This is a genomic window from Pseudomonas flavocrustae (assembly GCF_029872515.1).
GTDB classification, from domain to species: Bacteria; Pseudomonadota; Gammaproteobacteria; order Pseudomonadales; family Pseudomonadaceae; genus Chryseomonas; species Chryseomonas aestiva.
The window spans coordinates 347,425-359,726 of sequence record NZ_JAPDIQ010000001.1 but is presented as its reverse complement, the minus strand read 5'-3'; the positions used below and the strand labels follow the sequence as shown (position 1 = coordinate 359,726).

Below are 12,302 nucleotides of genomic sequence, written 5' to 3'. Positions count from 1 at the left end.
AGCCAGACGCTGGTCATGGCTAGGAGGCGTCCCGTTGCAACGGCACCACGGCCACGGTCAGGCGCGAGACGCAGGTCAGGCGTCCCTCCTCATCGCTCAGACGGATATCCCAGACATGGCTGCTGCGCCCCAGATGCAGGGGCCGGGCCACCGCCGTCACCCGCCCGGACCGGACGCCGCGCAGGTGGTTGGCATTGATTTCCTGACCCACGCAATAGAAGCGCGAGCGATCCACGCAGAGCATGCTGGCGATCGAGCCCACGGTTTCCGCCAGGGCCACCGAGGCGCCGCCATGCAGCAGCCCCATCGGCTGATGAGTACGGCGGTCGACCACCATGCTGGCGGTCAGGCTGCTGTCGTCCCAGGCCTCGATGCGCATGTCCAGGTGTTCGGCCAGGGTGTTCTCGAGCGCACGCTCGAGGTCCGCGGGATCCGGAAGAGTCTGCCAGATGCTCATGTACTTTCCTTGCAAGGGCGTCAGCCGTGGAAGCGACTGACCAGATCGAAACCGCCGGCCAGTGGCAGTGGCGCTTCCAGGCACAGCAGGGAGGCGGTGCCCATGGCCACCGGCGCCTGCCGATGACCGTGCAGCAACCAGCCGGCCAGTTCACCGACGAAGGGGTTGTGGGTGACCAGCAACAGCTCCTCCACCTCCAGCAGCGCCAGTTCCTGCAGGGCATGTTCCGGCGCGCCGTCGGGCGTGGCCCAGGAGACGTTGCGCACCTCGCCCGACCAGCCCAGTTGTTGCCGGACCAGGGCCGCCGTCTGCTGCGCCCTGACATAGGGACTGGCGAGGATGAGCTGCAGCTTTGCTTCCTGCAGCTGCAGGGCGCTGCGCAACACCTCGGCGCGACCGGCCGCGGTGAGCTCGCGCACCTCGTCGCTCGGCGCCCGCGCTTCGGCTTCGCCATGGCGCAGCAGCCAGAGCCTCATGGCGCGGTGGCGGAGCGGTCGTCGGGTTGCGCGGTGGCCGGCCAGTCGGCGAAGGGCCAGGGCTTCACTTCGCTGGCGAAGGTGCCGAAGCGGACGATCTGCGCCAGATAGGTGCCCAGGGCGGCGCCGAAGGCGATCAGCCCGGGATTGGCCTCGCCCTTGATCAGGCGCACCACCAGTTGCACCAGTACCACCACCGCCAGCACGTACTGCGCACCCAGCCAGACGAACAGGAACAGCAGCATCCAGATCAGGCGCAGGCCCAGCAGCTCGCGGGAATGCTCGGGTTGAGACATGGGAATTCCTCTTTTCAGACAGTGTAGCGGCTCAAGTAAAAAGGGCGTCCGCCACATCGACATCGGTCTTGGGTTCGCCGCCCATCAGGGCCTCGATCACCTGGCCCAGACTGCGACCCTCGAACAGGATCGCATAGAGGCCGTTGACCAGGGGCATGTAGACGCCCAGCTCATCCGCTTTTTCCTTGAGCACGCGCAGGGTGTTGACGCCCTCGGCGGTCTCGCCGATCTGCGCCACCGCCTCGTCCAGGGTCTGTCCCCGACCGAGGGCATGGCCCACTCGGTAGTTGCGGCTCTTCTCCGACGAGCAGGTCACGATCAGGTCCCCCACCCCGGCCAGGCCCAGGTAGGTGATGGGATTGGCGCCACGCTGCACGGCGAAGCGGGTCATCTCGGCCAAGGCGCGGGTGATCAGCATGCTGCGGGTGTTTTCACCCATTGCCAGGGCCGCGGCCATGCCGGCGATGATGGCGTAGACGTTTTTCAGGGCACCGGCCAGCTCCACGCCGAGGCGGTCGGCGCTGGCATAGACACGGAAGGTGCGACCGTGCAGCGCCGCCTGGACCCGCCGGCAGACCTCTTCGTCTTCGCTGGCCACCACCGTGGCGGTGAGCTGATGCTCGGCGATCTCGCGGGCGAGGTTGGGCCCGGAGATGATGCCGATGCGCGCCCGCGGCACGATTTCCGCGAGGATCTCACTCATCAGCATGAAGGAATGCGCCTCGATGCCCTTGGTGGTGCTGACCAGAAAACGCCCTTCCAGTTGCGGGGCAATGGGCGCCAGCGCCTGGCGCAGCGCGCTGGACGGCAGCGCCACCAGGATCAGTTCGCAGCCCTGGATGGCGCCCTGCAGGTCGCTGGTGGCCTCGACCGCGGCGTGCACCTTGATGCCCTTCAGATAGCGCGGATTCTCGCGCTCGCGACGGATGGTCTCGGCCTGTTGCGGATCACGCATCCACAGGCGCACCGGCAGCCCGTTCTCGGCGACCAGATTGGCCAGGGCGGTACCGAAACTGCCGCCGCCCAGGACGGCGATGGGGGATTGGACTGTCATCGAAACTCTCGGCTTCACCGCGATCGCGCGGCCTCGTCGCCAGTATACGGTAGCCGCTCGCGCGGCCCAGGATGGAGAATTGACTGCGGAAAGTGCACAATGGTCCGTTAACGAGCGGGGCGCTGGCCTGTGACTTTCCCCATGCCCCGGCAGTCTACTGCTACACGAAGCCATACCCAGAGCGACCATTGGAGTCGCCAGAGCCTGGACCTAGGCCAGCTACAGGAGCTTGCATGACCAAACAACACGCCTTTACCTACGAAGACTTGCTGCGCTGCAGCCGTGGCGAGCTCTTCGGTCCGGGCAATGCCCAATTGCCCGCACCGAACATGCTGATGATCGATCGGATCGTGCATATCAGTGAGGTAGGCGGGAAATACGGCAAGGGCGAACTGGTAGCGGAACTCGATATCCGTCCCGACCTCTGGTTCTTCGGCTGCCATTTCGAAGGTGATCCGGTGATGCCGGGCTGTCTGGGCCTGGATGCCATGTGGCAGCTGGTTGGTTTCTACCTTGGCTGGCAGGGCAATCCGGGTCGCGGTCGCGCCCTGGGCTCTGGTGAAGTGAAGTTCTTCGGCCAGGTACTGCCGACCGCCAAGAAGGTCACCTACAATATCCATATCAAACGCACCATCAACAGGTCGCTGATTCTCGCCATCGCCGATGGCACCGTAAGCGTGGACGGCCGCGAGATCTACTCCGCCGAAGGTCTGCGCGTCGGCCTGTTCACTTCCACCGATAGCTTCTAAGGGCTTTTCGCATGCGTCGCGTCGTCATTACCGGTCTGGGTATCGTTTCGTGCCTGGGCAATGATAAAGACACCGTTTCCGCCAACCTGCGCGCAGGCCGTGCCGGCATCCGTCACAATCCGGAATATGCCGAAATGGGTCTGCGCAGTCAGGTTTCCGGTTCCATCGACCTGAACCTCGAAGAATTGATTGACCGCAAGGTCAAGCGCTTCGTCGGCGATGCCGCTGCCTACGCCTATCTGGCGATGGAGCAGGCGATCAAGGACTCCGGTCTGGCCGAAGACCAGGTTTCCAACCCCCGTACCGGCCTGATCGCCGGTTCCGGTGGCGCTTCCACCTTCAACCAGATGGAAGCCCTGGACATCCTGCGCGAGAAGGGCGTCAAGCGCGTCGGTCCCTACCGCGTGACCCGGACCATGAGCAGCACGGTTTCCGCCTGTCTGGCCACCCCCTTCAAGATCAAGGGCCTGAACTACTCCGTAGCCTCGGCCTGCGCCACCAGCGCCCACTGCATCGGCCTGGCCATGGAGCAGATCCAGCTCGGCAAGCAGGACGTCGTCTTCGCCGGCGGCGGCGAGGAAGAGCACTGGACCCAGAGCATGCTATTCGATGCCATGGGCGCGCTCTCCAGCGACTACAACGAGACGCCGGAAAAGGCCTCCCGTGCCTACGACAGCAAGCGTGACGGTTTCGTCATCGCCGGCGGCGGCGGCATGGTGGTGGTCGAGGAACTCGAACACGCCCTGGCCCGTGGCGCCAAGATCTACGCCGAGATTGTCGGCTACGGCGCGACCTCCGATGGCTACGACATGGTCGCCCCGAGCGGCGAAGGCGCCATTCGCTGCATGCAGCAGGCGCTGTCCACCGTCGATGGCGAGATCGATTACCTGAACACCCACGGCACCTCCACCCCGGTGGGCGACGTGGCCGAGATCAAGGGCGTGCGCGCTGTGTTCGGCGACAAGGCTCCGGCCATCAGCTCGACCAAGAGCCTGTCCGGCCACTCCCTGGGCGCGGCCGGTGTGCACGAGGCCATCTACTGCATGCTGATGATGGAAGGCAACTTCATCGCCGGCTCGGCCAACATCGACGAACTGGATCCGGAGGTCGCCGATCTGCCGATCCTGCGCGAGACCAAGGAAGACGCCAAGCTGGACCTCATCATGAGCAACAGCTTCGGCTTCGGCGGCACCAACGCCACCCTGGTCCTGAAGCGCTGGCAGGGCTGACAGCCCTCGCTTGTGTGACCCAAACGGCGCCTCTGGCGCCGTTTTTCATTTCCGCCCCTGCCCGGCTGAACCGGTCACAGGCCCCGCGGTCGAAGGCGCCGGCACTTCGCCTGCGAACCTCCAGGAAGAATGGATTCAGCAGCGTGAATAGCTTAATCTCGCGCCGCTTCGCTGTGTCTGCGCAGCCGCCCTAGACAGCGCTGTCTGGCCATGCCGGGCAGAAACAAGAAACTGTAGTACCCATGGAGCCCCAATGCACAATCAAAACCAGAGCTACCGCGGACCCTTGATCGTCCTCACCATGCTGTTCTTCATGTGGGGTCTGATCACCTCACTGAACGACATCCTCATTCCCCACCTCAAGGCGGTCTTCACCCTCAGCTATCTGCAGGCCTCGCTGATCCAGTTCTGCTTCTTCACCGCCTACTTCATCGTGTCCTTCCCGGCAGGTCGCCTGGTGGAAAGCCTGGGCTACAAGAAGGGCATCATCGTTGGCCTGCTCACCGCCGGCGTCGGTTGCGTGCTGTTCTACCCGGCAGCCGGAGCCCAGTCCTACGGCTTCTTCCTGACCGCCCTGTTCGTGCTGGCGGCCGGTATCACCGTGCTGCAGGTGGCAGCAAATCCCTATGTCACCATCCTCGGCAAGCCGGAAACCGCAGCCTCGCGCCTCAACCTGACCCAGGCCTTCAACTCCCTGGGTACCACCGTCGGCCCGCTGGTGGGCGCGGTGACCATCCTGGCACTCGTCGGCGAAGACTCCGCCGCCCACTCGGTGCAGCTGCCCTACCTGATCCTGGCCGGCATGCTGGTGGCCCTGGCGGTGATCATCGGCCTCTTCCGCCTGCCGCAGATCAAGGACACCGAACAGGACAACACCACTGACGAAAACGCCCTGACCGCCAGCAGCGTCTGGGCCTATCGCCACCTGCTGCTCGGCGTGGTCGGCATCTTCATGTACGTGGGTGCGGAAGTCTCCATCGGCAGCTACCTGGTGAGCCTGATGGAAAGCCCGGACGTAGCCGGCCTGAACGCCGCCACCGCCGCCAAGTACCTGTCGTTGTACTGGGGTGGCGCCATGATCGGTCGCTTCATCGGCGGCGTGATCATGACCAAGGTACGGCCGAATCTGGTGCTGACCTTCAACGCCATCGCCATTGGCGTACTGCTGGCCATCGCCGTGCTGCAGGGTGGCAAGGTCGCCATGTGGTCCCTGCTGGCCATCGGTTTCTTCAACTCCATCATGTTCCCGACGATCTTCTCCCTGGCACTCAAGGGCCTGGGCAAGTTCACCTCCAAGGGTTCGGGCCTGCTGTGCATGGGTATCGTGGGTGGCGCGCTGGTGCCGGCCATCCAGGGCTACTTCGCTGACACCATCGGCCTGCTACCCTCCTTCCTGATCCCGCTGGTCTGCTACCTCTACATCCTGTTCTACGGCGTGATGGGCTATCGCCCCACCCTGCGTCGCTGATCCTCCCCCGAAGCGCTGGCGGCCTGCCAGCGCTTCGCCCCTCCTGCCGCTACCCGTTCCTACCCCCTATCCCTCTGCCTCGACAACCCGGCTGCGACCAGGCTGCCTGGCGGGTCGTACGCGCCGGCCCTAAGCTCGCGGGTCATTCCCTCAGCCCCTACCAAACCCTCGGCAAGAGGGCGCTCGCAAGACCCGCCCAGGACGCGCTGCTGCCCTTCGCCCAGCCCGGCTGCCGCTCCGCTCGTGACGGAGCTGCCGCCCTGACACCCTGGCCGTCACCCTGAGCCCCGTCGACTGACCGCTCGGCACTCTCAGCCAGGCACGCCACCGCCGCCCCCCCCCACTGAATCCTGCACAAAAGAAAACGCCCGTATCTTTCGATACGGGCGTTTGGTAGTTACCGCAGGACCGCTCCAGGAACGGCCTTGCGTCAGGCTCAGGCAGTCTGGCGGGCTTCCTCGACTTCGACGGCGTTCGGGCCGCGAGCGAGTTCGGTCTTCAGGGTCTGCTCGTCCAGCTGGCCGCACCACTTGGCGACCACGATGGAGGCCACGCCGTTGCCGACCAGGTTGGTCAGGGCGCGGGCTTCGGACATGAAGCGGTCGATACCCAGGATCAGCGCCAGGCCGGCGACCGGTACGTGACCGACGGCGGACAGGGTGGCGGCCAGCACGATGAAGCCGCTACCGGTGACGCCCGCAGCGCCCTTGGAGGAGATCAGCAGCACCAGCAGCAGGGTGATCTGGTGGGTGATGTCCATCTGGGTATTGGTGGCCTGGGCGATGAACACCGCAGCCATGGTCAGGTAGATGGCGGTACCGTCGAGGTTGAAGGAGTAGCCGGTGGGGATCACCAGGCCAACCACCGACTTCTCGGCACCCAGCTTCTGCATCTTGGTCAGCATGCGCGGCAGGGCGGACTCGGAGGACGAGGTACCCAGCACGATCAGCAGTTCTTCACGGATGTACTTGATGAACTTGAGGATGCTGAAGCCGTGTAGGCGCGTCACGGTGCCCAGCACCAGCAGCACGAACAGCAGGCAGGTGATGTAGAAGCAGGCCATCAGGTAGCCCAGCTGCACCAGGGTGCCGACGCCGTATTTGCCGATGGTGAACGCCATGGCACCGAAGGCGCCGATGGGGGCGAGCTTCATGATGACGTTGATGATGTTGAAGAAGACGTGGGAGATGCGGTCGATGAAGTTGAACACCAGTTGACCGGTCTCGCCCAGGCGATGCAGGGCGTAGCCGAACAGCACGGCGAAGAACAGGACCTGCAGGATCTCACCAGTAGCGAAGGCGTTGACGACCGTCGAGGGGATGATGTTCAGCAGGAAATCGATGGTGGTCTGCTTTTCCGCGGCAGCGGCATAGGCCGCGATGCCCTTGGTGTCCAGGGTGCTGACGTCGACGTTCATGCCGGCGCCCGGCTGGACGATGTTGACCACGATCAGACCGATCAGCAGCGCGATGGTGGAGAAGATCTCGAAGTACAGCAGCGCCATGCCGCCGGTCTTGCCCACGGCCTTCATGTTCTGCATGCCGGCGATACCGGTCACCACGGTGCAGAAGATGATGGGTGCGATGACCATCTTGATCAGCTTGATGAAACCGTCACCCAGGGGCTTCATGGCAGCGCCGGTCTGGGGATAGAAGTGGCCGAGCAAGATGCCCAGGACGATCGCCAGGATCACCTGGAAGTAGAGACTCTTGTAGAGCGGCTGCTTGACGGGCACCTTGGGCGCGGGAGCTGTGGTAGTTGTTGTTGTGTCGACGGTTGCTGTCATGGCTCGATCCCTTGTGGCCACTGCCTGACGTCCTGTCTGAGTGGGCACTGCTGAAAGTGGCTCTCTCATCCTGAGAGCTTTTTGTTGTGGATCCGGTGGCCGTGCGACGGTGACACCAGCATCTGGCGAGATATAAGCAATCGCCGTTCCACTTCTTGGTGCGCAATCAAAGGGCCAGCTTTCATGCACCTTTCAGTCGAAAGTCTAGTTGCCAGAAGCGGGCGGAACCCCGCCATCCGACGGAAACCGGCGGAAATCCCCCGGGCCCGAGGCGGTTTTCCGCCAGCCAGAGTCGGTAGTCGGCTATTCTTTGCGCGCCTTTTCATCGGAGCCCGTCGTGATCCGTTGCTGCCCTCCCCGAGTGGTCGGCTGAGATGCCCGCCCTCCCCATCACCGACCTGCCCGGCTGCTGCACGCCACCCGAGCCGCTGCCGCCCCTGGCTGGGGAACTCGGCGCCCTGGCGCTGCGGCAATGCCGCTTCGATCCCGCCCAGGTGAGCTTCGAGCGTGACGCCCTGCGCCTCGGCGTCCTGCCGCCGGACAACATCCGTCGCGCCGTGGCCAAGCGCCAGGCCGAATACCTGGCCGGTCGTCTCTGCGCCCGCGAGGCCCTGCGCCAGTTGGGCGGTACCGCCGCCGTCCCCGGCCATCGCACTACGGACCGCGGCCCCGCCTGGCCTTCCGGCTGGGTCGGTGCCATCACCCATAGCCATGGCTGGGCGGCCGCCGCGGTGGGCAAGGCAGGGGACTACCTGGGCCTTGGCCTGGACGTGGAAACCCTGCTCGAACCGGACAAGGCCCAGCGCCTGGCCGAGCAGATCCTCACCCCGACCGAACGGGAACGGCTGCAGCCGCTGGACGATAGGCAGCAGGCCTTTGCCATCACCCTGGCCTTTTCCGCCAAGGAGAGTCTGTTCAAGGCGCTGCATCCCCAGGTCGGACAGATGTTCTTCTTCCAGGACGCCGAGATCCTCGCCATGGATCCCGGCGGCAGCTTCGATCTCCGGCTGCTGATCAAGCTGTCGCCGCGCTGGTCCGCCGGGACCGCGCTACGCGGTCACTTCCGCCTGGACGAAGAAGATCGGCTGTTGACGCTGGTCGCGCCTCGTCACTGAGTGACGCTATATAGAGGAAGCCTGCGCTGGTCGATCAGGCGCACGGACGCCGGCCGGGGCAGAACGTCGCAGCGGGCATCGAACGTTTTCTTATGGTGGAGAAGGTGCTCATAGCGAACCGGTATATCCCTTGCCGCTTGCGTCTCACCACACCCGTCGTGTTGTACGTTATTTGACCACTGCGCTCTGAGCCCAGCCTTCACGCGCGTTGGCTAGGTACCACCCCAGGATACCCCCCAGTCCCGAACAGCTTATCCACGTCTTATCCACAGCCGGAAACGTGACAAACGCGACATCTAGTGGCCCTTGCACCCCTGCACCACCATATATAGCAGTTCGTCGGTATGACCCGGGACGGCGAAACACCCCTCTGTCAAGACTGTCTTCCCTAGCGAGGAGGGCTTATCCTGTTGCCCGAATCATGAATTTCCAGGGTCCCTGACCCCGAACGCCGATTCCCTCGGGAATCGGCGACAGTACGGCTTTTCGTTGGAATCTTCAGGGGTAAGGACGCGATCGGCAGTCGTCGCGCAGGCCCAGACCAACACTTTTCCGGATCGCCGGCTCGCCGACGATTCCCTCTTTCCGATCAAGGGAGTTCCGCATGCACACCGACCTGACCCGCGAGCAAGCCCAGCAGGGCCGCCCGGCGCAAGATGACAGCCAGGACCTGGGCGCCACCGCCCCCGGTCAACTGCGCGTCATCAAGCGCAACGGTACCGTCGTCCCCTATACCGACGACAAGATCACCGTGGCCATCAGCAAGGCTTTCCTCGCCGTGGAAGGCGGTAACGCCGCGGCTTCTTCGCGCATCCACACCACCGTCAAGCAGCTCACCGACCAGGTCAGCAGCACCTTCAAGCGTCGCATGCCCTCCGGTGGCACCATCCACATCGAGGAAATCCAGGACCAGGTCGAACTGGCCCTGATGCGCGCCGGCGAGCAGAAGGTCGCCCGCAGCTACGTGATCTACCGTGAAGCCCGCAGCCAGGAGCGCAAGCAGGGCGCCGTCAGCGACATCGCCGAGCCGCACCCGAGCATCCGCGTGACCAAGGCCGACGGCACCACCCAGCCGCTGGACATGGGCCGCCTGAACACCATCATCACCGAAGCCTGCGAAGGTCTCGAAGAGGTGAACGGCGAGCTGATCCAGAAGGAGACGCTGAAGAACCTGTACGACGGCGTGGCCGAGAAGGACGTCAACACCGCCCTGGTGATGACCTCCCGCACCCTGGTCGAGCGTGAGCCGAACTATTCCTATGTCACCGCCCGCCTGCTGCTGGACAGCCTGCGCGCCGAAGGCCTGAGCTTCCTCGGTGTCGCCGAGTCCGCCACCCACCACGAGATGGCCGACCTCTACGCCAAGGCCCTGCCCGCCTACGTCGCCAAGGGCGTGGAGCTGGAGCTGCTGGACCCGAAACTGGCCAGCTTCGACCTGGAGCGCCTGGGCGCCGCCATCAATCACGAGCGCGACCAGCAGTTCACCTACCTGGGTCTGCAGACCCTGTACGACCGCTACTTCCTGCACAGCCACGGCACCCGCTTCGAGCTGCCGCAGCTGTTCTTCATGCGCGTGGCCATGGGCCTGGCGCACATGGAGAAAGATAAAGAAGCCCGCGCCATCGAGTTCTACAACCTGCTGGCCAGCTTCGACTACATGGCGTCCACCCCGACCCTGTTCAACGCCGGCACCCTGCGTCCGCAGCTGTCCAGCTGCTACCTGACCACCGTGCCCGACGACCTGTCCGGCATCTATGGCGCCATCCACGATAACGCCATGCTGTCGAAGTTCGCCGGCGGCCTAGGCAACGACTGGACCCCGGTGCGCGCCCTGGGCTCCTACATCAAGGGCACCAACGGCAAGAGCCAGGGCGTCGTGCCCTTCCTCAAGGTGGTCAACGACACCGCCGTGGCGGTCAACCAGGGCGGCAAGCGCAAGGGCGCGGTCTGCGCCTACCTGGAAACCTGGCACCTGGACATCGAGGAATTCCTCGAACTGCGCAAGAACACCGGTGACGACCGTCGGCGTACCCACGACATGAACACCGCCAACTGGATCCCCGACCTGTTCATGAAGCGCGTCTTCGAGGACGGCAACTGGACCCTGTTCTCCCCCGCCGACGTGCCCGACCTGCACGACCTCTATGGCAAGGCCTTCGAAGAGCGCTACGAGTACTACGAAGCCCTGACCGAGTACGGCAAGCTCAAGCTGCACAAGACCATCAAGGCCAAGGACCTCTGGCGCAAGATGCTGTCCATGCTGTTCGAGACCGGCCACCCGTGGCTGACCTTCAAGGACCCGTGCAACCTGCGCAGCCCGCAGCAGCACGTGGGCGTGGTGCACAGCTCCAACCTCTGCACCGAGATCACCCTGAACACCAACAAGGACGAGATCGCCGTGTGCAACCTGGGTTCGGTGAACCTGGTGAACCACATCGTCGACGGCAAGCTGGACGTGGCCAAGGTCGCCCGTACCGTCAAGACCGCCGTGCGCATGCTCGACAACGTCATCGACATCAACTACTACTCGGTGCCCCAGGCGGAGAATTCCAACCTCAAGCACCGTCCGGTCGGCATGGGCATCATGGGCTTCCAGGATGCGCTGTACCTGCAGCACATCGCCTACGGCTCGGATGCCGCCGTGCAGTTCGCCGACACCTCCATGGAAGTGATCAGCTACTACGCGATCCAGGCCTCCTGTGACCTGGCCGAAGAGCGTGGCAGCTACTCCAGCTTCCAGGGTTCGCTGTGGTCCCAGGGCATCCTGCCGATCGACTCCGAGAAGCGCCTGATCGAAGAGCGCGGCGCCAAGTACATCGAGGTCGACCTGTCCGAGACCCTGGACTGGGCCCCGCTGCGCGAGCGTGCCAAGAAAGGCATCCGCAACTCCAACATCATGGCCATCGCGCCGACCGCGACCATCGCCAACATCACCGGCGTATCCCAGTCGATCGAGCCGACCTACCAGAACCTCTATGTGAAGTCGAACCTCTCGGGCGAATTCACCGTCATCAACCCCTATCTGGTACGCGACCTCAAGGCGCGCGGCCTGTGGGATTCGGTGATGGTCAACGACCTCAAGTACTACGACGGCTCCGTGCAGCAGATCGAGCGCATCCCGCAGGATCTGAAGGACCTCTACGCCACCGCCTTCGAAGTGGAGACCAAGTGGATCGTCGAGGCCGCCAGCCGTCGCCAGAAGTGGATCGACCAGGCCCAGTCGCTGAACCTGTACATCGCCGGCGCCTCGGGCAAGAAGCTCGACGTGACCTACCGCATGGCCTGGTTCCGCGGTCTGAAGACCACCTACTACCTCCGTGCCCTGGCTGCCACCAGCACCGAGAAGTCCACCATCAACACCGGCAAGCTGAACGCCGTGAGCGCCGATCCCATCACCGGCGTCCAGGCCAGCGCGGCTCCCGCCCCGGCGCAGAAGTTCGAAGCGGCGCCCGCCGCGGCACCGGCTCCGGTGCCCAAGGCCTGCAGCCTCGACGATCCCGAGTGCGAAGCCTGCCAGTAACACCCCAAGCCCTCTCCCAGTAGAGGGCTGCTCTTTATCCCCTCTCCCCCGGGAGAGGGCCAGGGTGAGGGCCGAATCCCCCACCCGCGCACCGCTCTTATCCCCTCTCCCTCCGGGAGAGGGCTAGGGTGAGGGCCTGCCGCCCCGCCCCC

The 12,302-nt window shown here is 64.4% G+C and carries 10 protein-coding genes; 5 read left to right on the top strand and 5 right to left on the bottom strand.

Going from position 1 to position 12,302, the window contains the following annotated elements; genetic code table 11:
• Nucleotides 1–19: 19 nt before the first annotated feature.
• Genes OMP44_RS01690 through OMP44_RS01675 form a run of 4 tightly spaced genes read right to left on the bottom strand, consistent with a single transcriptional unit; the run spans nt 20 to nt 2,283 of the window.
• Nucleotides 20–457: a hotdog fold thioesterase gene (locus OMP44_RS01690; RefSeq protein ID WP_187979950.1), complete on the bottom strand. Its 438-nt coding sequence runs from the start codon at nt 455–457 to the stop codon at nt 20–22.
• A 20-nt stretch (nt 458–477) separates the two neighbouring features.
• Nucleotides 478–933: a phosphohistidine phosphatase SixA gene (gene sixA / locus OMP44_RS01685; RefSeq protein WP_280306128.1), complete on the bottom strand. Its 456-nt coding sequence runs from the start codon at nt 931–933 to the stop codon at nt 478–480.
• Nucleotides 930–1,229 carry a DUF4389 domain-containing protein gene (locus OMP44_RS01680; protein ID WP_405046448.1) on the bottom strand — a complete coding sequence of 100 codons (300 nt, stop codon included), beginning with the start codon at nt 1,227–1,229 and terminating at the stop codon, nt 930–932. Before OMP44_RS01680 ends, sixA begins: the two co-directional genes overlap by 4 nt.
• A gap of 31 nt (nt 1,230–1,260) precedes the next feature.
• Nucleotides 1,261–2,283, bottom strand: coding sequence for an NAD(P)H-dependent glycerol-3-phosphate dehydrogenase (locus OMP44_RS01675; protein ID WP_133862489.1), 1,023 nt, complete (start codon nt 2,281–2,283; stop codon nt 1,261–1,263).
• Nucleotides 2,284–2,516: 233 nt separating this feature from the next.
• On the opposite strand from OMP44_RS01675, the gene fabA reads away from it, so the two are divergent.
• The 3 genes from fabA (at nt 2,517) to OMP44_RS01660 (ending at nt 5,729) form a co-directional block, all read left to right on the top strand.
• Nucleotides 2,517–3,032, top strand: a complete 516-nt coding sequence (gene fabA / locus OMP44_RS01670; protein WP_058761548.1) for a 3-hydroxyacyl-[acyl-carrier-protein] dehydratase FabA — start codon at nt 2,517–2,519, stop codon at nt 3,030–3,032.
• An 11-nt stretch (nt 3,033–3,043) separates the two neighbouring features.
• Nucleotides 3,044–4,261 (top strand): beta-ketoacyl-ACP synthase I, encoded by a 1,218-nt coding sequence (fabB, locus tag OMP44_RS01665; protein ID WP_133862490.1) that lies wholly within the window; start codon nt 3,044–3,046, stop codon nt 4,259–4,261.
• 253 nt (nt 4,262–4,514) lie between these two features.
• Nucleotides 4,515–5,729 (top strand): sugar MFS transporter, encoded by a 1,215-nt coding sequence (locus OMP44_RS01660; protein ID WP_133862491.1) that lies wholly within the window; start codon nt 4,515–4,517, stop codon nt 5,727–5,729.
• Nucleotides 5,730–6,165: 436 nt separating this feature from the next.
• Here OMP44_RS01660 and OMP44_RS01655 read toward each other — a convergent pair whose 3' ends face one another.
• On the bottom strand, nt 6,166–7,515 hold the full coding sequence (locus OMP44_RS01655; protein ID WP_133862492.1) for a dicarboxylate/amino acid:cation symporter: 1,350 nt from the start codon (nt 7,513–7,515) through the stop codon (nt 6,166–6,168).
• A gap of 374 nt (nt 7,516–7,889) precedes the next feature.
• Between OMP44_RS01655 and OMP44_RS01650 the strand changes: the two genes are divergently transcribed.
• Together OMP44_RS01650 and OMP44_RS01645 are read left to right on the top strand one after the other, a co-directional pair.
• Nucleotides 7,890–8,630, top strand: coding sequence for a 4'-phosphopantetheinyl transferase family protein (locus tag OMP44_RS01650; protein WP_280306120.1), 741 nt, complete (start codon nt 7,890–7,892; stop codon nt 8,628–8,630).
• A gap of 604 nt (nt 8,631–9,234) precedes the next feature.
• The gene (locus tag OMP44_RS01645) at nt 9,235–12,150 is read left to right on the top strand and encodes a ribonucleoside-diphosphate reductase subunit alpha (protein ID WP_280306119.1); all 2,916 of its coding nucleotides are present in this window, start codon (nt 9,235–9,237) and stop codon (nt 12,148–12,150) included.
• Nucleotides 12,151–12,302 lie beyond the last annotated feature (152 nt).